General features: G+C 33.9%; 16 protein-coding genes. 6 read left to right on the top strand and 10 right to left on the bottom strand.

Going from position 1 to position 19,466, the window contains the following annotated elements; translation table 11 throughout:
• Position 1: 1 nt before the first annotated feature.
• The 6 genes from LPB248_RS00600 to LPB248_RS00575 form a co-directional block, all read right to left on the bottom strand.
• A complete protein-coding gene (locus LPB248_RS00600; RefSeq protein ID WP_177209682.1) occupies positions 2 to 1,960 on the bottom strand; it encodes an LTA synthase family protein in 1,959 nt (652 codons plus the stop codon).
• Positions 1,961 to 2,037: 77 nt separating this feature from the next.
• On the bottom strand, positions 2,038 to 4,449 hold the full coding sequence (locus LPB248_RS00595) for a TonB-dependent receptor domain-containing protein (RefSeq protein WP_177209681.1): 2,412 nt from the start codon (positions 4,447 to 4,449) through the stop codon (positions 2,038 to 2,040).
• Positions 4,450 to 4,459: 10 nt separating this feature from the next.
• Positions 4,460 to 4,888, bottom strand: a complete 429-nt coding sequence (locus tag LPB248_RS00590) for a PepSY-like domain-containing protein (RefSeq protein ID WP_177209680.1) — start codon at positions 4,886 to 4,888, stop codon at positions 4,460 to 4,462.
• A gap of 72 nt (positions 4,889 to 4,960) precedes the next feature.
• Entirely contained in the window at positions 4,961 to 6,250 is a 1,290-nt protein-coding gene (locus tag LPB248_RS00585; RefSeq protein WP_255462975.1) for a sensor histidine kinase, read from the bottom strand.
• Positions 6,219 to 6,896 carry a response regulator transcription factor gene (locus LPB248_RS00580; RefSeq protein WP_177209678.1) on the bottom strand — a complete coding sequence of 226 codons (678 nt, stop codon included), beginning with the start codon at positions 6,894 to 6,896 and terminating at the stop codon, positions 6,219 to 6,221. The genes LPB248_RS00585 and LPB248_RS00580 overlap by 32 nt, the downstream gene beginning before the upstream one ends.
• A 79-nt stretch (positions 6,897 to 6,975) precedes the next feature.
• Complete coding sequence (locus LPB248_RS00575; RefSeq protein ID WP_177209677.1) at positions 6,976 to 7,392, bottom strand: EamA family transporter; 417 nt, start codon at positions 7,390 to 7,392, stop codon at positions 6,976 to 6,978.
• 736 nt (positions 7,393 to 8,128) lie between these two features.
• On the opposite strand from LPB248_RS00575, the gene LPB248_RS00570 reads away from it, so the two are divergent.
• Together LPB248_RS00570 and eptA are read left to right on the top strand one after the other, a co-directional pair.
• Entirely contained in the window at positions 8,129 to 8,848 is a 720-nt protein-coding gene (locus LPB248_RS00570; protein ID WP_255462974.1) for a phosphatase PAP2 family protein, read from the top strand.
• Complete coding sequence (gene eptA / locus LPB248_RS00565) at positions 8,835 to 10,355, top strand: phosphoethanolamine--lipid A transferase EptA (protein ID WP_177209675.1); 1,521 nt, start codon at positions 8,835 to 8,837, stop codon at positions 10,353 to 10,355. Before LPB248_RS00570 ends, eptA begins: the two co-directional genes overlap by 14 nt.
• Positions 10,356 to 10,481: 126 nt before the next feature.
• Here eptA and LPB248_RS00560 read toward each other — a convergent pair whose 3' ends face one another.
• Positions 10,482 to 12,635, bottom strand: a complete 2,154-nt coding sequence (locus LPB248_RS00560; RefSeq protein WP_177209674.1) for a TonB-dependent receptor — start codon at positions 12,633 to 12,635, stop codon at positions 10,482 to 10,484.
• Positions 12,636 to 12,966: 331 nt separating this feature from the next.
• Positions 12,967 to 13,596, bottom strand: a complete 630-nt coding sequence (locus tag LPB248_RS00555; RefSeq protein ID WP_177209673.1) for a nitroreductase family protein — start codon at positions 13,594 to 13,596, stop codon at positions 12,967 to 12,969.
• A 268-nt stretch (positions 13,597 to 13,864) separates the two neighbouring features.
• Here LPB248_RS00555 and LPB248_RS00550 point away from each other — a divergent pair, with 268 nt between their 5' ends.
• The 4 genes from LPB248_RS00550 to LPB248_RS00535 all read left to right on the top strand — a co-directional run bounded on the left by LPB248_RS00550 (position 13,865) and on the right by LPB248_RS00535 (position 17,632).
• Positions 13,865 to 14,917: a DUF1852 domain-containing protein gene (locus tag LPB248_RS00550; protein ID WP_218279844.1), complete on the top strand. Its 1,053-nt coding sequence runs from the start codon at positions 13,865 to 13,867 to the stop codon at positions 14,915 to 14,917.
• A 30-nt stretch (positions 14,918 to 14,947) separates the two neighbouring features.
• Positions 14,948 to 15,979, top strand: a complete 1,032-nt coding sequence (locus LPB248_RS00545) for a methionine synthase (protein ID WP_177209672.1) — start codon at positions 14,948 to 14,950, stop codon at positions 15,977 to 15,979.
• A gap of 58 nt (positions 15,980 to 16,037) precedes the next feature.
• A complete protein-coding gene (locus LPB248_RS00540; protein WP_177209671.1) occupies positions 16,038 to 17,030 on the top strand; it encodes a bile acid:sodium symporter family protein in 993 nt (330 codons plus the stop codon).
• Positions 17,031 to 17,179: 149 nt separating this feature from the next.
• Positions 17,180 to 17,632, top strand: coding sequence for an Lrp/AsnC family transcriptional regulator (locus LPB248_RS00535; RefSeq protein ID WP_035644147.1), 453 nt, complete (start codon positions 17,180 to 17,182; stop codon positions 17,630 to 17,632).
• A 133-nt stretch (positions 17,633 to 17,765) separates the two neighbouring features.
• Here LPB248_RS00535 and LPB248_RS00530 read toward each other — a convergent pair whose 3' ends face one another.
• The gene (locus LPB248_RS00530; protein WP_177209670.1) at positions 17,766 to 18,170 is read right to left on the bottom strand and encodes a helix-turn-helix domain-containing protein; all 405 of its coding nucleotides are present in this window, start codon (positions 18,168 to 18,170) and stop codon (positions 17,766 to 17,768) included.
• A gap of 276 nt (positions 18,171 to 18,446) precedes the next feature.
• Entirely contained in the window at positions 18,447 to 19,352 is a 906-nt protein-coding gene (locus tag LPB248_RS00525) for a helix-turn-helix domain-containing protein (protein ID WP_177209669.1), read from the bottom strand.
• Positions 19,353 to 19,466: the final 114 nt, after the last annotated feature.

Below are 19,466 nucleotides of genomic sequence, written 5' to 3'. Positions count from 1 at the left end.
ATTATTTTAAAAGTTTATTTGTAAAAAGATAATCTGCAGTCTGATACCAAGCTATGGTTTCTTCTAGGAAAGACTTGTTCATAGGTAAGGATTTAAGACTGTTATCTTGCTTGTTCCAAGTATAAAAAGCCTGTTTTTTCTGGTCTGACAAAATCATCACTTTTTCTTTTTTCATCAATACCAGTTTTCGGTAGGTTCCCATTAATGCTCGTTCTTCAAATTTAGGATCCAACACATTATTTCCGAAAAAATCAGATTCATAGTTCCATCTGAAAATAGAAAACAAGGTAGGCCAAAGATCAATTTGAGAACACTGTTTGTCTATTTTTTGATTGTATTGTTCTGGCAGGTTTGCAATAAATGCCGGAATATGATAATTGGCTACATCAATTTCATCTTTTCCTGCACTGCTAGCACAATGATCTGCAATAATAACAAAGATAGTGTTTTTAAACCAAGGCTTAAGGCTAGCTTTTTTAAAGAGTTCTCTTAAAGCAAAATCGGTATATTTTACAGCACCTTCGCGGCTAGTTCCTGAGGGAATATCAATTTTTCCTTCTGGATAGGTATAAGGTCTATGGTTGGAAGTAGTCATAACGAAATTGAAGAAAGGCTTATTGTTTTTATACTGCTCATCGGCTGTTTTGAGCATTTTATTAAAAATATCTTCATCACAAATTCCCCATGCATTCTCAAAAGTTACTTCATTGTCGTTTATATTGTGCCTTACGGTTTTAATTTTATCACTCAATACACTGCCACGTCCTCGGTCGTAAATGGTAAAGCCATTTCCGCCAAAATAAGCATTCATATTATCAAAATAACCGTCGCCTCCGTAAAAGAAATTACAATCATATGATTTAGATTTAAAAACACTGCAAACCGTAAAAAGATTTTGATTTTCGGGCCTTTTTACGATAGATTGTCCAGGTGTCGGAGGAATGCATAACGTTACGGCTTCCATACCGCGAACTGTTCTAGTGCCTGTTGCATAAAGATTATTAAAAAATATACTTTTTTGAGCCAGACTGTCCATAAAAGGAGTAATGTTTTCCTTGTTTCCAAATTCCTTCAAAAAGCTTCCGCTAAGACTTTCGACAAGAACAAAAACCACATTTTTTCTTGAAGACGATGGCATACTGTCGGTTATAGTTCTGTGTATAGAATATCCCATCGAATTATAACGCACATTTGGAGTTTTGAGTTTTTCTTTTATTATCGCAAAAGCTTCATCATTATCGATAGAAGTATAGAAATCGACATACTTCATTTGATTGTTGCGAAAAGCGGCAAAAAAAGAATAAATTCCTGATTTTGAAATTTCAGAATTATAGCGGTTATCAGACCATTCGGCTTGATAATTATGAATAAAAAAGCCAAAAAATAAACTCACCGCAATAGCGCAGCCTAAGATCAATAATCTAATCTTAGCGCTAGCTTTTGCTGTAAAAGTAGTAGTAAAGGCTTGTCTTTTGTAAAAAATAAAAATAAAAGCAATCGTGAGAAGCAGCACACCGCCAACCAGTAACGGAAGAGGGTAGGACTGCTCAATATTGGCTACCACTTCGTGTGTGTAAATTAGATAATCAACCGCGATAAAATTGAACCTGGTTTTAAACTCATCCCAGAAAGTAAGTTCTGCAAAAAAGGTAAAAACGAGAATAAAAACGGTTAATGTGGTAAAAAAATAAACTAAAATTCGATCCAGATAAGAACCAATCCATTTATTGGGCATAATCGTATAATATACAACCGCAGCCAGTGATACAAAGGAGATTGTTCCTATATCAAAGAAAAAACCGGTGAGCAATGTTCTTATAAAATTGATGATGTTCCAAGAAACCTCATCGTATTGCCAAATGAAAAAAGTAATTCTCAGAATTTGAGATAGAATTAAGAACCAGATTATAAAATGAACTAGTACAGCATATCTGCTGTTAGATAGATTTAGTTTCGGCATATTTTTTTTGTAAGCGCGAATTTTAAAACGCAATTTTGAATTAATTCTGAATTTTTGATAATTATTTGAAAAAAAATCTAAAATTTGAAACTATACCCAAAACGTATTACTTGTGTTTCGTAATAATCTTTGCTTACGTAGCTAAAATCTTCTCCTTTTATATTTTTTTGTAGGACTAATGTGTTAAAAATATCTGTAGCGTTCAAAAATACTTCTCCTTTACCTTTCTGTACTGTTTTTTTAAGTCCAAGATCAACAGAGAATCTGGTGCCAATTTTTTCCTGCGGAATAATATCTGGAGCAAGATAAAGCGCAGAAATCTGACCTTTTAATGTTTTGTCTAATTGCAAAGTATTGTTCCATTTTAAATTTCCTGAAACCATTTGCTGACGGTCTCCATGATAAATACTTGGAATAGGATACAGATTCGTAACAGTAAAAGCATCAATCGTGTTTTGGTAAAGATTTCCGTTGATGTTAAAAGAATACCAAGATGTTACTTCTTGAGAATATACGGCTTCAATTCCTACTGAAGAACTTTTATCAGCATTTTGAAATACATTGTATATCAAAGTGCTTCCAGGAACGGTAGTTGCAATTCGGGAAATAGTTCCATTTATAATTCTGTAATAAACAGAAGAGGTGAAGTAGCCTTTTGGCATTGTTTTTTTGTACCCAATCTCAAAAGCACTTGTAAACTGCGGACGCAAAGCAGGATTACCAACCTTTATAATTTCAGCATCATCATACTTTGGAAAAATACGAATATCTACTTCTGCAGGTCTGTCTACTCTGCGATTATAAAAGGCAGTAATTTTATTTTCATCATTTATTTTATATCCAAAACGTACATTAGGAAATGGTTCTGTATAATTATAACCGTCACTTTTATAGGTAGGATGATCAGGATTAACATCGTACTGTAAATCGACATATTCAAGACGAAGTCCGATTTCTGCCTCAATTTTGCTCGTTTCGTAAATATAATTAGAATATAGAGCAGGAATGATTTCTTTGTAATTGGCCCAACCGCCAGCATTGGCATCAATCGGGGAGTTTTCTCCAGGAAAGAATTGCATGTTGGTTGGAATATTTCTGTTTCTGAATTTAAAACCAGCTTCAAACCTTCCGTATTTTAATGGTTTGATATAGTCAAGATTAATATCGATAACCTTTTCATCGGAAAGAAGCTTAAAAGAATCCTGTCCAATAGAAGAGGGAAGGGTGTTGGTAAAGAAATATTTCTCATCTTCCTGATGATAAGTATAGTTGATTCCTGCATTTAATTTATGTCCAGGCTGTTTAAATTTATGTTCGTAAGATGCACTGGCCATTACGGTTGTTTTAAGTTCATCTTCTAAAAATGACCACAGACGAAGTCGTTGTGAATAATCTTGATTGAAGAACGGTTCATCTCCGTTATCAATGATTTTTTCACTTCCAAAAAGCCCAGAAAATGAAAAACTATTGTGTTCGTTATAATTCCAATCCAGTCCTGTTTTGAGTGTAGTGAAATGTGTGTTGCGATTTCTAACCGTCTGCTGATTAATAACGCTGCCGTCATCATAGGTTCTGGTCACAAATTCATTTTTATTTAAGGTTTCTGTGTAAAGATAATCGGCTTGTAGATAAGCGTTAATTTTCTCTTTTCGGTAGTTAAGTGAGAGCGAAGGATTTATTTTTGGAGTAACCTGATACTGCGGACGAATTGTTGGCAGATTGGCTTTGCGTTCCCATAGCGCGCCATATCCAGAACTTATTCCAACTTTACCATTGAATCCTTCTTGTTTGTTTTTTTTATAAATGATATTTATAATACCAGCATTTCCGTTAGCATCAAATTTAGCAGAAGGATTGTTTATAATCTCAATTCTTTCAATAGCAGAAGCTGGAATATTATCAAGACCAGATTGGTTTCCAAAACCGGTAAGCGCAGTCTGTTTTCCGTCAATAAGAACCATTACTTTGTCATTGCCGCGCAGCTGCACTTTTCCGTCATGAAGCGTTACGCCCGAAAGACTTTGCATGGATTGTAGTACAGATCCTCCGCTTTGGGTAATATTATCTGCTACTGAGAATACTTTTTTATCCATTTTATTGCTCACTTCAGAAGTTTTTGAAGTAACTACAACTTCAGATAAAGCATTAATATCTTCTTCAAGATCGATACTATTTAAATCTAAAAAATCAGAAAGAGTTCCAACAAAAATTTTTTGAGATTTGACTTTATAGCCTGTTGAACTAATTTCGAGGGTATAATTTCCAGAAGGAACTCCTGGGATATTAAAACGTCCTTCCTCATTGGTAACGGTGCCGGCAACTATTTTTTGGTCTTTGGTGTTTTTTAATGCTACGTTGACATAAGGAATTGCTGTTTTTAAATTTTTATCTTTAATTATTCCTGAGATGGTTGCAGTTGAGTTCTGCGCTGTAACATTATAAATTTTCGCTATAAATAGCGATAGGATTAAGAATATTTTTAATTTCATTGGTATGGTTTTAATCTGCAATACTTTTAATGCAAGCTCCTTGTTTGTCAAAAATTAAATCGATTGACGACACTTGTGCTTCGAAGGTAATCGTGCCGTGACTATCAGTTATTTGAGCAGCTTCTTTGATTTTTTTGTGTTTGTAGTTTTTTTCGATGTATGCGAGAGCTTTCGCAGGAAGTTTTTTAACGCTGATTTCTTCTTCCGTTTCTAATATATTTCCATTAGTATCTAGAAGCACGGCGCGTTCTGTACTGCCAGTTTTAAAATTGGCTTCATAGTTGCCTTTCTCCTTTTCCCATTTTACATCAGTCTGATTAGGATAGGATTTTAGAAAAGTTGATTTTACAATATTGGGAACATCTTTACTGCTTATGTTCTGTGCAGAAACAAAGCAGGAAAAAAGCAGTGCTAAACAAGCAAGAAGTGAATTTTTCATTTGTGCTATTTTTTTAATTAATAAAAAACCTAGCACAAATTTGAAAAACGAATCTGTAGGAAGTTTGAATTTTTAAAACTTGACGCTAAAACTATGCAGATTGTTGGAAAAACTATAGTTGATTTGCCAATGGTTTAATTCTGTAATTTTTTTAATAATAGCTAAACCAAGTCCATTGCCTTGAGAAGACGGATTGCTTTTTGAAAAACGGTTAAAAAGCTTGTCTATAACAAGAGGTGTTTTGTCACCCGAATTAGAGAATATTAATTCATCGTGAAGAGTTGTTATAACGATTTTTCCATTTTTTTCGTTGTGACGAATGGCGTTCAAGAAAAGATTATTTATCAAAACTTCTGTCAGAGCTGGGTTTCCATTAATTTTTAAGTCAGAGGTAAATTCTGTTATAACAGTGAGATTCTTTGAAGCAGCTTGTTCTGTAAAAAAATCAAGATGTTTTTTAATGTAATCATTGATTAGAATATCATTCTTTTCAAGATAAATCTCATTATCAATTTTAGAAAGAAGCAATAAGTTTTTATTAAGCCTGTTGAGTCTCGATACATCTCTGCTCAATGAACCTACAAGATTAGACTGTTTTTCATTTAATTCAAGCTGCGAAAGTGTATCTATTTTGGTTTGAAATAACGCAAGAGGTGTTTGGAGTTCGTGCGCGGCATTTTCTATAAATTCCCTTTGGTTTTTATAGATTGCGGTGTTTTTTTCAATTAAGAGATGCAGACTCTTATTTAAACTGTCAAATTCTTCAATATCTGTAGGAGGAAAGTGAGGCGCTTTGTTTTTATCAATCTCAAATTCATGAATCTGATTTAGAGTGTTGTAGAACGGTTTCCATAATTTAGAAGCCGTGTTTTTTGAAAGCAATATAATTCCGATAAGAAGAATGATAATGATAACAAGGAACATAATGGCCACACTGTAAACCATTCCCTCCATCTCCAGGAGATTTATTCTCTCTGTGTAAGTATATCTTTTTCCATTAATGTCAACTGGAGCATAAATAAGATAAAAAGGTTCTTTCTCGCCAGCAGTTTCATCAAATATCATTTTGCCAACAATAGAATCTTTGGTAACACCCATATCTGGAACAATCATAACATCACGATTATATTTATTCCAGAGTTTTATATCTGCTTCATTAAAGTTTTCGCGGCTCTCTTTTACAAATTCGCCTTTATGCATAAGCAAGACTTCTTCGGTTTCATAAACATATAGCCACTGGCTGATATAGTAGAATACCGGAGCAGAAACCAGAAGTATGACAACGGCAAAAATAAGGAAGCTTCTAGTGGTTTTATTGAGCAGTTTTTTTTTAGTCATTTTCCCATTTGTATCCAAGTCCATATACGGTTTTGATGTAATCACTGCCACCTGCCTGATGAATTTTCTTTTTTAAGTTTTTGATGTGCGCGTAGATGAAATCATGATTATCAAGCATATCGGCCATATCTCCCGAAAGATGTTCCGCAATTGCAGCTTTTGAAAGCACCTTATCTTCGTTTCCGATTAGAAATAGCAGAAGATCGAGTTCTTTCTTTGTAAGATCTAGTTTCTGATCATTTACCGTAACTGATTTGGAGAGAATATCAATTATAATTTCGTTGAAAACAATATTATTATTTCCTTTAAAATTTTTACGTCTGATTAAAGCCTGCATGCGAACCAAAAGTTCGGCCAGATGAAAAGGTTTAGTGAGATAATCATCGGCGCCAAGATTAAATCCTTCAATACGAGTTTCTAGATTCTCTTTTGCCGAAATCACGATTACGCCATCTGTTTTGTTTTTTCTTTTAAGTTCCCTTAATAAATCAAAACCGTCGCCGTCTGGCAGCATAAGGTCTAAAAGAATACAGTCATAATCATAATTTTCGATTTTGCTCAATGCCAGACTATAATTTTTAGCAGTCTCACATTGTATGCCATTGTCTTTAAAGTAATTCTTTATGCTCTGAGCAATTTCCTGCTCGTCTTCTATAATTAAGATTTTCATGCTGCAATTTTACAAATGAATTTTGAAGAAACTTTGAATACTAAATATAGTCAAATATATCTTAGTGCACATTTTAAAGTTAGTTATAAATTACTAATATAGTACCGCAGATAATTAAAAGTACACCCATAATACCTAGAAAACTGATTTTTTCGTGCAGGAAAATAACAGAAAGCACTATAGCGATAGCTACACTCAGTTTATCAACAGGAGCAACTTTAGATACTTCTCCAATCTGTAGTGCTTTAAAATAAAAGATCCAAGAGAGGCCTGTGGCAATACCAGAGAGAATTATAAAAATCAGATTTTGTTTGGAAAGGGAATTAATTGCGGCTGTCCCACCTCTGGCAAACGCAATGCCCCAAGCAAGAATGAGAATAATGACAGTTCTGATTGCAGTAGCCAAATCACTGTCTACATTTTTGATGCCAATTTTTGCAAATATAGCCGTCAGTGCGGCAAAGAAGGCTGAAAGTAAGGCAAATACGATCCACATATGTTTTTGTTTTTCATTTAAATTTTAAATCGATAATCTATTGTTGCGCTTCTAAGCAAAGCATTAATAAATTGGATTCAAAAAGAGGTAAAATAATTTTTCAAATTATACCTAAATTTTGAATTAATCCTGAATTTTTCAAATAAGTATTTATTTAAGCGAAAGCAAGTATTGCTTGCAATGTAAAGTTTTTGAGACCTATTTGTTAATATTCTGCAAATAAAAATTGAATCTATCAAAAATTCTAAATTTCTTCTAAATTGACAAATTCCTTTGACCTGTTTTTAATAATTAAACATGAAAGGCAGGAACAGATTAATTATGCACAGATGCTGTAGGATATACATTCTTTCAGCGGTTTCAACACTTTGCTTTTCTCTTTTATTTCTTAAACGGATTAGTTTTTTTGTTTTTAAAAGTAAAAACTTGAATTCAGCATTTATAGATCCTTTAAATCTTAATCCAAGTTTAAAATTTATTCTGATTCAAAGTAGTTCTCTGCTTTCTATCTCTGCTTTTTATACTTCAAATTCTCCTAAAAGATGGATCGGTTCCTAGTGTTTTTAAACGCGATAGCAGTACTATTTGATTCATCTAAATTAATACATAATTCTTACCCAGAAATATAATGAATGCCAATATTATTCTTAATTATTCAAAGCTTAGGCTTTTTTTATTTTTTATTCCGCTGTTTCTCTTAACTGCGATAATACTATTTTTATACTGTCATAACGCAATGACAGTCAACAGTTATATTGAGATTCAAAAGAAGAGTTTCTACACTATAAATTATTATTTAGGACACTATCCAAAACTTGAGTACAATTTAACACAGTTTGGAGATGCAATGATTTTTTTATCATTTTTAAGCAGTTTATTTGTTTTTGCTCCAAAAGTTTGGGAATCATTGCTTTCGGGTTTGCTCGTTTCGCTTATATTTTCGTGTGTGTTAAAAAAAGCATTTGCAGTTCCGCGACCAGCTGCGGTTTTTAATAATGATAGTTTTTATATTTTTGGCAAAGCTGTTTGTGGACATAATAGTTTACCATCGGGACATTCGATAACTATATTTACAGTATTGTCGGTTTTATTGTATGGATTTATGCCAAAGAAACTGTCGTATAGATTTATGTGGTCTTTTTTTATTGTTATAATAGGATTGATTCTGATTTTTACTAGAGTAGGTGTTGGGGCGCATTATCCGATTGATGTTATTACAGGAGGAATTATAGGATATATTGCAGGACTTTCGGGTATTTTTATCAGCAGAAAGTATAAAATTTGGGCTTGGATTAATGACAAAAAATATTATCCTATTTTTATGCTGTTGTTTTTGGGATGTTGCATTTCGTTAATCTGCAGAATATTTTCTGAGAATTTATTAATTTTTTATTACGCTTTAATCTGTTTGGCTGTGTCATTGTTTTTAATCATTTATATCTATGTTAAAAAATAACCTGCGACTTACTCATTTTGTTTTACTAATGAGTTTTTTGAATTTTTTATTCTTTCACTTGCCATTTTACCGCTATGTTTTTAATAATGTTGATTACAAAAGTTTTAACGGAGTAGTTTTAATTATCAGCTTAATAATATTAATGCTGGTTTTAAATGCTTTTGTTTTTTATTTGTTTTTTTCCCTTTCTCGTAATCTTGGAAAATTTTTACTGACGATTTTCTTTCTGATTAATTCTGTTGCAGTTTATTTTATTAATACTTACAGTGTTATAATTGATGAAAGCATGATTGGCAATATATTGAATACCAATTTTGAAGAATCAAGCAGTTTTTTCTCGATTAAATTAGTCCTTTACATTATTTTTCTAGGTATTATTCCTGCAATTTTCATTATAAAAGCACAAATAATAAAGGATTCATTGCGAAAATTTTTAACTCTTTCCTCACTTACTTTACTATTTATTGCTGTTTTAGTTTTTGCAAATGCAAGCAATTGGCTTTGGATTGATAAAAACTCCAAAAAATTAGGCGGACTTGCAATGCCATGGTCTTATTCGGTAAATATTTCGCTTTTTTACATCCACAAATACAAAAAGAATGAAAAAGAAATTTTACTGCCAAAAGCTACTATAAAAGATAATCAGAAATCGGTTGTTGTTTTGGTTATTGGCGAATCGGCCAGAAGACAGAATTTTTCTCTTTACGGTTACAAGAAAAATACTAATCCGCTTTTGTCTGCACAAAAGAACCTCTTTCATTTTGATGCTTCGTCATGCGCCACTTATACAACGGCTGGTGTTAAATGTATTTTAGAACACACCAATTCTGATGATTTGTATGAGATTCTTCCAAATTATCTTTACAGGAATAATGTAGAAGTCATTTGGAGAACAACAAACTGGGGCGAGCCTCCTGTTCATATCAAAAATTATCAAAATAGGGAATATTTGATGAAGGACTGCAAAGGAGAAGGATGCAATTATGATGAAATTTTGCTTACGGGACTGAAAGAACAGATATTAGAGAGCAAAAAGAATAAAATATTAATTGTATTGCATACCAGCACCAGCCACGGTCCTTTATACAGCAAGAAATATCCGCCAAGATTTGAGTCTTTTAAACCTGTTTGTAACAGTGTCGAATTGGGTAAATGCTCTCAGCAGGAATTGATGAATGCCTATGATAATACAATTGTTTATACCGATTATATTCTCTCTAAAATCATAGATGATTTAAAAGAATTAAAGGAATATAAAAGCACTATGATTTTTGTTTCCGATCATGGAGAATCTTTAGGCGAAAAGAACTTGTATATGCATGGCGTGCCTTTGAGTATTGCTCCTAAAGAACAATATGAAATTCCTTTTATTGTTTGGGTGTCAGATAATTCAAAACAGCTTAAGGCAAATGAAACAGTATCACAAAATCATGTGTTTCATAGTGTTTTAAATTTTTTAAATATAGGAAGTCCTGTTTACAATGAAGAACTGAATATTTTTAAATAATTGCCAGAAAATAAAAAAGCTGTCCGCAAAGGACAGCTTTTGATCAAAAAAAATAAAAAAAACAAGGTAACAATCTATCGAAGATTTTCTTTTTGAAAAACTTTATTATAATAAGACTAATAATTTTTAGAATGAATGAGAAAGACTCACAGTCATGCGAGTTCCGTTTTCTTTAACATAACTCATATTATTGACTTGCCATTGCGAGATTACAGAGAAGTAATCTTTATTAAACAAATTTTCTACTCCCAAACGAAGCGTTGTTTTTTCTCTGAAAATATAGCTTGTTGAAAGATTAAAAGCAGTAAACGCTTTAATAGGACCTGTACCATAAGTATACGCACCGTTTACTGGTTCAAATCTATCTCTTCCAGAAGTATTAATCATTTGGGTAAAGATTGACCAGTTTTCTATTGGTCTATACACTGCAAAAGCAGTTAATTTAGGCGGATTGATGCGATCTCCTCCAAGGTATACTTTTCCAGTAGCAGTTTCTCGTTTACCTTCCGTGTAAGAATAGTTTGCTCCAAGATCAAATTTTGGATGAAATCTGTATTTCGCTCCAAATTCAAAACCATAAATTTTCTCTGGTGAACGTGAAATCTGTGGATTTCCGTCGACATACACATAAGAAGCGCCTAGTTTAGAAGTGCTATAAAAAACGGCTCCTTCATAAGATAAATCAGAAACAGAGCCTGAGAATCCTACTTCGTAATTATTGGCTACTACTGCTTTAATAGAGGTATTACTAACTGTATTTTCTTTCGCCGCGCGCAATACAAGACCTAAATCGGCAACACTGAAACTTTGTGAAAAACTAGCAAAAGGCTTAAAAGCATTCCATTTTGTATATCGAAGTCCCGCATTAAACATCAAGGTATTAAAATTTAAATCTCCGCCATTAACAGCAATACCGCCGCCAACGTAAGTGCTTGTTACATAATTGCGAATTGCAATTGTAGTATAATCAGGCACTGTGATATGTACATTTTCTAGTCTCAAACCAGTTTTCAGAACCAAATTAGGTCCAAACATATTTTTGATCTGGAAATAAGGAGCTAGATTAGACATTTTCATTTCTGGGATAACCAGTCTTCCATCAGTTAGATGAGTATCTGTTATATCAGAAAGAATGTCGAGTCCGTAGGTTATATTTCCATTAATCATACTGCTCACATCATAAGGACTGTTCATATTAAGACGGAATCCGAACTTTTTACTTTGAGTTGCCGGCTGACCATTATTTTCAAAAAAATCGCTGTAATTAATTACCGTCAAATAATCTTGAAAATATAAAACAGCGCTCAGATCAGTATGACCTATAATATTTTTTCCAGTATAAGTTAAACTTGCATTGTGGTTGTATGGAGTTCCTTCAGGTTCTCCAGGTCTTTGACCTATAACTCCAATGGTTGGTTTGTCGAAGTTTCCATAAATACCAGCCTTTGCGATGTAGTCGGTAATCTGAGTACTTTTATAATAATTATACATAACTTCCAGACGATTATCTGGATTGAAGTCATAACCAAGTTTGGCAAATGCATTCCAGTTTCTCAAGTCATTCATGCCGTAATCTGGCGAAAGAACTCTTCCTTTAGCATCACGATAAAGACCTGTTTCTTCATAACGGCCACTGACTACATAATCAAATTTATTGATTTTACCGCTGAAGAGTTGCGATATAAAGAATCCCGCAGTTTCTTTTGGTTTAATTAATGAAAAAGCACTTCCTGCCTCAGTAGTACCGCTGAAAACTTTATTCTGATCTGCTTTTTTAGTAATGTAGTTAATTAAACCTCCGTCGGCACCATTACCATAAATAGCAGTTGCTCCTTTGATGACTTCCACACGATCTAAGGCTGCAGGATCAAGTGAACGGATATCTTTAGCGCCGTCTCTTAAAGGTGTAGATTGTGGAATACCATCAATCATTACTAGAACACGACGTCCTCTTAAAGTTTGTCCTAAGTTAGAGGTCCTATTGGTACTGAATCCCAGTCCAGGAACTGAAGCACCTAGAATGTCACTAAGATTGGTACTTATGCTTAACTGTTGCTGAAGCTGTTTTTTAGAAATAAGAGTTACCGAAGAAGGAACTTGATCCAAACTTTCTGGCTGTCTGGTTGCAGAGATTACAACTTCATGCAATTCATTATCAGATTTTGATTTTTCTTTGATTGTATCTTGAACAGTCTGTTGCTCTGAATTATTTTTATTTGTCTGTGCGGATAGAGAATTTGCTGCTATAAGAAGCAGCATAAAGGGTAGGTAGAATTTCATTTTTACTTATTTAGACTTAATTAAAATAATCAAAAGTAAACAAATAGAGTAGTTCACACAATCTTAAAATCATGATATTTGGATTACAGTTGCTATCATTTATCTAAATATGAATTGTAAGTATTTGATATTTAGAAGTATTCTTGCTGTTGTGGTTTGATTTGGTTTTGAATAAATTGAAATATCTTAAGGAAATCTTAAGAAAAAGAAAGGGCTAAACCTTAAAAAATGTTAAACATATTTTAATGAATTTTTTGATAATAAAATAGGGTACAATCCAACGAAAATGACTTAGTTTTTATTAAAATTATAAAATAATTTGGAGTGAATATTAATAGACTTTCGTTATCATTTCATCTATAGGCAAACGAACTTTTTTCGTAGCTGCCATATAGTCTTTTTCCGAATCACGATATCCTAAAGCGAGAATAACTGTTGAATGTAACCCTTTCTCTTTCAAACCCAAAACCTCATCAATAATGGCGGCATTAAATCCTTCTATAGGAGTGGCGTCCACTTTTAATTCTGCTGCAGCAATAAGTGCTGTTCCCAATGCAATATAAGCCTGTTTGGCTGCCCAATGGGCTTTTTGTTCTGCATTAATAGTACTAAAATAGGAATGCAGTCCATTTCTAAATCCTGATAAGGCACCAGCATCAAGACTTCTTTGCTTTTCTGTCATTGCGATATAATCGTCAATGTAAGTTGAAGTCATGTCAGTAAATGCAGCAAAAACCAACAGATGAGAACAAGAACTTATCTGTCCATTATACGAATCAGCACCTAATTTCTTTTGGATTTCTGGGTTGCTTACAACAAAAACACGGTAAGATTGTAGACCACAAGAAGATGCTGAAAGATTTATAGCCTCTAAGATCTGATCGACCTTTTCTTCTGTTACTTTAATATTATTGTAAGCTTTTGTGGCGTAACGCCATTTTAAATTTTCTATTAAATTCATTGCTATGTCTATCTTAAATTTTGGCAAATATAAATGATATTGTTTTCTTTTTCGAGGCTTGAATGGCTATGGGGAACTTCAAATCGGTCATATCCTAGTTCTCTAAAGAATAATTATCTGTTTTTCCTTGTTATTATATTTGTAAAAAGATTAATAATCTTTAAAATGATATCAAAAAAGAATAATTATCTGAATTTATTGCTTTTTAAAAATATTAAATCTTTTATTGTCAATTTTGCAGGGTAAAAAAACTAAAAATTGTCATCAGATGAAAGCGAACATACAAGAAGATAAGGGAATAAACGAAAAGCAAGATATTGAAAACACCCAGAATACAATCCAAAATGATTTTGCATTCACACTAAAGAGCACTTGTTTAGATGAAAATTATCGCCCTTCAAGTAAAACGCGTTTGACAACCAATTTTGCCAACTTGGCAAGAGGAGCTAATCGCGAGCAAAACTTACGTAATGCCTTAAATATGATTAACAATCGATTTAATGAATTGGCTCATTTGGATAATCCAAAAGGAGATCGTTACCATGTGGAACTTGAAATTCTCACGGTAACGATGAGTATTGATGATAAGAATGGTAGCGACGACTTACCGATGATTGAAGTTTTAAAAACGAATATTATTGATCGTAAGACGGGCCAGCAAATCGAAGGAGTTGCTGGGAATAATTATTCCTCTTATGTTCGGGATTATGATTTCAGTATTTTATTGATTGAACACAATAAAAACAAATCTAATTTTTCTATTCCTGAAAATTTTGGTGATTTACACGGAAAACTTTATAAGTGCTTTGTGAATTCAGTCACTTATAAAGAGCACTTTAAGATGTCACCGATCATTTGTCTAAGTGTATCGAGCAACAAAACTTATACCCGCACCGAGTATCAGCATCCAGTTCTGGGTTTTGAGTATCTGCAGAATGAGTATTCTCTCACTGATGAATATTTCTCTAAAATGGGCTTAACAGTTCGTTTTTTCATGCCTCCGAATAGTGTAGCACCGATGGCTTTTTATCATTCAGGAGATCTGCTTGCTGACTATACTGATCTTGGGCTAATCAGCTCAATCAGCACAATGGAGACTTTTCAGAAGATTTATCGCCCTGAAATTTACAATGCAAATTCAGGGGCTGGGAAAATCTATCAACCTAGTCTTAAACACGAAGATTATTCACTAACTCGCGTGGATTATGACCGCGAAGAGCGCAGCCGATTGGCTATTGAACAAGGTAAATATGCAGAAGAGCATTTCATTAAGCCTTACAAAAATCTCTTGGAACAATGGTCTGCTAATTTTACCCTTTAACTGATTACAACGCATTAAAAATATACTATTATGAAGAAATTATTATTACCTACCTCTATTGTTGGAAGTTTACCTAAACCTGCCTGGCTTGCACCACCCGAAAAACTTTGGTCACCATGGAAATTAGAAGGCGATCAGCTACTTGAAGGGAAACAAGATGCATTGCGCATTTCTCTGCAGGAACAACAATTGGCAGATCTAGATATCATTTGTGACGGCGAGCAGACACGCCAGCATTTTGTAACGACTTTTATCGAACATTTAAGCGGTGTAGATTTTGAAAATCGTAAAACAGTAAAAATCCGTAACCGCTATGACGCGAGTGTTCCAGTGGTTGTAGGTGAGGTTGCACGTCAAAAAGCAGTTTTTGTTGAAGATGCTAAATTTTTACGTAAACAGACTAATAAACCTATAAAGTGGGCATTGCCAGGCCCGCTGACAATGGTAGATACTTTGTATGACGACCATTATAAAAGCCGAGAAAAATTGGCGTGGGAATTTGCGAAAGCACTCAACGAAGAAGCAAGAGAACTTCAAGATGCAGGTGTAGATATTATCCAGTTTGATGAACCTGCATTTAATGTGTTTTTTGATGAAGTAAACGATTGGGGAATGGCGGCATTAGAAAGAGCTATTGAAGGTTTACATTGCCAGACTGCGGTTCATATTTGCTATGGTTATGGAATACAGGCAAATAACGATTGGAAAAAGACATTAGGTTCAGAGTGGCGACAATACGAAGAAATTTTTCCGAAAATTCAAAAATCTAAAATCGATGTGGTGTCTTTAGAATGTCACAACTCCAATGTGCCTTTAGATTTAATGGAACTTGTTCGCGGTAAAAAAGTGATGGTCGGTGCCATTGATGTGGCAACAAACACTATCGAAACACCAGAAGAAGTAGCTGATACCTTGCGTAAAGCCCTTGAGTTTGTAGATGCCGAAAATCTTTACCCTTCTACAAACTGCGGTATGGCTCCGCTATCTCGAAACGTGGCTAGAGGCAAGTTAAGTGCTTTAAGCGCAGGAGCAGAAATTATACGCAAAGAACTTGGGATTTAGTCTTAATATATTAATAAGAGAGTCCGTGTCTCCACGGGGAAATAATATTAAAAACACATTGAATAAATTATTAGAAGTATTAAAAAAAGCAGGTTTCGACGGTTTCCTGTTAATGATAGCCACCATGATTTTGATGGCTTATTTTTTGCCAAAGCCAGGTATGGTCAAAGAACCTGTTTCGCTGGAGGAGATTGCCAATGCAGGCGTTTCGTTGATTTTCCTGTTTTATGGCATGAAGCTGAGTGTTGAGAAACTAAAAGCCGGACTTTCCAACTGGAAAATGCACATTGTCGTCCAGTTGACAACTTTTTTGTTTTTTCCGCTGCTTGTTTTGGCATTTCGCCCGTTGTTTGTCAATAACGGTTTCGAGCTGCTTTGGCTGGGTGTATTTTTTCTGGCAGCATTGCCGTCCACAGTTTCCTCTTCCGTGGTCATGGTTTCGATTGCCAAGGGAAATATTCCCGCGGCTATTTTCAATGCGAGTATTTCCAGTTTGATCGGAGTAGTGGTTACGCCGCTCTGGGTTGGGCTATTTATAGCTTCTGCAACAGGCGATTTTGATGTTACTCATATCGTCATAAAGTTGATTCTGCAGGTCTTACTGCCTGTCATTATTGGTATAAGCCTCAATTCCCGTTTCGGCGCCATTGCCGAAAAGTACAAGAAACAGCTCAAATACTTCGATCAGGCAGTTATTCTAACGATTATTTACACGTCGTTTTGCAAGTCGTTTTCAGAACATCTTTTTGACGGCTTCACTGCTTTTGAACTTGCTGGACTCGCTGCAGGGATGATGGCATTGTTTTTTGCCGTATTCTTTTGTGTCGGACTGCTCAGTCGCTTGCTTGGCTTTTCAGATGAAGATCGTATTACTGTCTTATTTTGCGGGTCTAAAAAGTCATTAGTACACGGCACCGTTATGTCAAAAGTACTTTTTCAGCACAGTACCATCACAGGTATTGTATTGCTACCGCTCATGCTTTACCATGCTTTGCAATTGATTGCCGCTAGTATCATTGCTCAGGGTATGGCTCGAAGAAAAGAAGTATAAAATATTGCATTGTAGATTTTTATGCTGTGAAGATAAACGCTGCAGTATGATATGTTTTTAACATGTGTAAAATAAGATTTTTGTATTGTTTTTGGTTATATTTGAAGAATTTTATTCTGTATTCGAAATAAATCAAACCAAAATATTCTATGGAACAAATAGACGATATTGATCTTCAGTTATTAAATATACTACACGATAATTCTAAATACACTGTAAAAGAGCTTGCCAAAATGGTAAATCTTTCAGCATCGCCTGTTTTTGAGCGAATTAAAAGATTGGAGAATAATGGGTACATTAAAAAGTATATAGCGCTCCTTGATGCAGAAAAACTAAATAGAGGTTTCATTGTTTTTTGTAATATCAAACTTAAACAGCACGATCGTAATATTGGGAATCAGTTTGTTAGTGATATTATGAAAATAGAAGAAGTGGTGGAATGTTACAATATCTCAGGAGATTATGATTTTTTAATGAAAGTCTCAGCCAAAGATATGAAGCATTATCAGGATTTTGTATTTAATAAATTAGGCTCAGTTGAAAGTATAGGGAGTACCCAAAGTACGTTTGTTATGTCGGAGATAAAAAATTTGTATGGATAGTTGCGCGAATATTCCAAAGAGTTTTTATAAAAAGCCCTACGAATATCTTCTAACTTCGCAACAGGAAATAATATTCTAAAACCAAAAAAGAGACTTTCAAAGTCTCTTTTTTAATTAATATCGTTATTGATAATTATTTCCCAATCAATTTCTCAAGCCTCGCCATCATTTCATCTTTCTCTTTCAGCATACGTTCAAATAAAGCAATTTTTTCTTCGTGAAGTTTTTTGATTTCCTCAATAGGATTGTTGTTAAAAATTTCAATTCTGTTATTGAACATTGCGTTATCCGAGAAATTACATGAAATTAAATTTACAGCCTGTTCTTCATCGAAATTCTGAAAAGCTTCAACAGGAATTTTTAATACGGCTGAAATTTGTTTTAGCAGACTTTCTTCAATTACATCTTTCTGCTCTAGCATAGAAATTTTCTTTTGGTTCCAGTCTTCTACCAGATCATAAGCTAATGATTCCTGCTTTATACTTAGCATTTCTCTAAAACGTTTTACGTTTCTTCCTTGATGTACTTTCTGTTCCATAACGAATATCAATTTTCTAAAGGCTTAAAGATAAAGCCATTTTTTGAATTAAAACCTGTGTTTTAAAATAAAAAAAAATCCCATTTCGTAAGAAATGGGATTTTAATTTTGTGACGTTGAGTTCACAATTTACAAACCATTTTATGAATGATTTAAAGAAATTGGCTTATTTTCAAGTGAATTTGTAAGATAATTATATTTGATTTTAATTCAAGAGTGGTTTGTATGTATCGTAGGGGTTAAATGTTAAAAGGGGACATGAAAATACCTTATTTGCTAATTCATTTTATTTAAGCTTTTAAACTCAACAGGCGCCATTCCTACTTTTTGTTTGAACAGTCTGGTAAAGTGCTGCTGGTATTTAAAGCCAAGTTCGTCAGACACTTCGGTGATGGTCTTATTCTGCTCTAATATTTTTTCTTTAGCAAGTTCAATTAATTTTGACTGTATATAATCCAATGCAGTACTGCCAGTTTCCTTCTTAATCAAATCACCGAAGTAATTAGCAGACAAGTTTAGTTGATCGGCAAAATACCCCACAGACGGCAGGCCTATTAAAGCAGGTTTGTCTGATAAGAAATATTCACTCAGCTGATTTTCAAATCGGGTTAAAATATCGTTGTTAACATGTGTTCGGGTAATAAACTGTCGGTCATAAAAACGCATGCCGTATCTAAGAAAAAGTTCAATATTTGATACTATTAAGCTTTTACTATGTTTATCAATATTCAATTCTATTTCAGTTGCAATTTTATCAAAACAGTCATTAATAACGGCACTTTCTTTTTTAGAAAGATGCAGCGCTTCATTGACTTCATAAGAAAAGAAGGAGTACTCTTTAATTGTTTTTCCAAGATTAGTTCCCGTAATTAGATCTGGATGGAAAACGAGTGCTTTGCCTTTTGGAGTAATCTTTTCTCCTTTAGTGTCTATACCATAAACCTGTCCAGGCGCAATAAAAACTAATGTTCCGTCATCATAATCATAAGGCTGGCAGCCGTATCTTATATCACCGCATTTTACTTCTTTTAGAAATACAGCATAAACCCCCATGTAGCGGCGGAAATAGCTAAACGGCGGAATGTTCTTAAAATCTACCACAGTTACAAGCGGGTGCAGTGTATCAGCACCCACCGAATCATTATACTGCTTTACGGTATCAAATCTTTCAACAGAACTCATAATAGTAATTTTACACAAAGGTATTGAATCTAAATTCCTTTTGTATGTCTTAAATAGCGAATCAGTAAAAGTGGTAAGTACAACCGTAGAATGTATAAGCGCTGTCTTTGAGCT

This window comes from Flavobacterium sp. LPB0248 (assembly GCF_013388355.1).
Classification (GTDB): domain Bacteria; phylum Bacteroidota; class Bacteroidia; order Flavobacteriales; family Flavobacteriaceae; genus Flavobacterium.
Note: the sequence above shows the minus strand (reverse complement) of the source record. Positions and strands in the feature narration are given on the sequence as shown.

What these genes read in the sequence shown, in the direction of transcription:
- LPB248_RS00600 (WP_177209682.1), bottom strand. Translation starts at nt 1,960, where the DNA reads ATGCCGAAACTAAATCTATCTAACAGCAGATATGCTGTACTAGTTCAT.
- LPB248_RS00595 (WP_177209681.1), bottom strand. Translation starts at nt 4,449, where the DNA reads ATGAAATTAAAAATATTCTTAATCCTATCGCTATTTATAGCGAAAATT.
- LPB248_RS00590 (WP_177209680.1), bottom strand. Translation starts at nt 4,888, where the DNA reads ATGAAAAATTCACTTCTTGCTTGTTTAGCACTGCTTTTTTCCTGCTTT.
- LPB248_RS00585 (WP_255462975.1), bottom strand. Translation starts at nt 6,250, where the DNA reads ATGGACTTGGATACAAATGGGAAAATGACTAAAAAAAAACTGCTCAAT.
- LPB248_RS00580 (WP_177209678.1), bottom strand. Translation starts at nt 6,896, where the DNA reads ATGAAAATCTTAATTATAGAAGACGAGCAGGAAATTGCTCAGAGCATA.
- LPB248_RS00575 (WP_177209677.1), bottom strand. Translation starts at nt 7,392, where the DNA reads ATGTGGATCGTATTTGCCTTACTTTCAGCCTTCTTTGCCGCACTGACG.
- LPB248_RS00570 (WP_255462974.1), top strand. Translation starts at nt 8,129, where the DNA reads ATGACAGTCAACAGTTATATTGAGATTCAAAAGAAGAGTTTCTACACT.
- eptA (WP_177209675.1), top strand. Translation starts at nt 8,835, where the DNA reads ATGTTAAAAAATAACCTGCGACTTACTCATTTTGTTTTACTAATGAGT.
- LPB248_RS00560 (WP_177209674.1), bottom strand. Translation starts at nt 12,635, where the DNA reads ATGAAATTCTACCTACCCTTTATGCTGCTTCTTATAGCAGCAAATTCT.
- LPB248_RS00555 (WP_177209673.1), bottom strand. Translation starts at nt 13,596, where the DNA reads ATGAATTTAATAGAAAATTTAAAATGGCGTTACGCCACAAAAGCTTAC.
- LPB248_RS00550 (WP_218279844.1), top strand. Translation starts at nt 13,865, where the DNA reads ATGAAAGCGAACATACAAGAAGATAAGGGAATAAACGAAAAGCAAGAT.
- LPB248_RS00545 (WP_177209672.1), top strand. Translation starts at nt 14,948, where the DNA reads ATGAAGAAATTATTATTACCTACCTCTATTGTTGGAAGTTTACCTAAA.
- LPB248_RS00535 (WP_035644147.1), top strand. Translation starts at nt 17,180, where the DNA reads ATGGAACAAATAGACGATATTGATCTTCAGTTATTAAATATACTACAC.
- LPB248_RS00530 (WP_177209670.1), bottom strand. Translation starts at nt 18,170, where the DNA reads ATGGAACAGAAAGTACATCAAGGAAGAAACGTAAAACGTTTTAGAGAA.
- LPB248_RS00525 (WP_177209669.1), bottom strand. Translation starts at nt 19,352, where the DNA reads ATGAGTTCTGTTGAAAGATTTGATACCGTAAAGCAGTATAATGATTCG.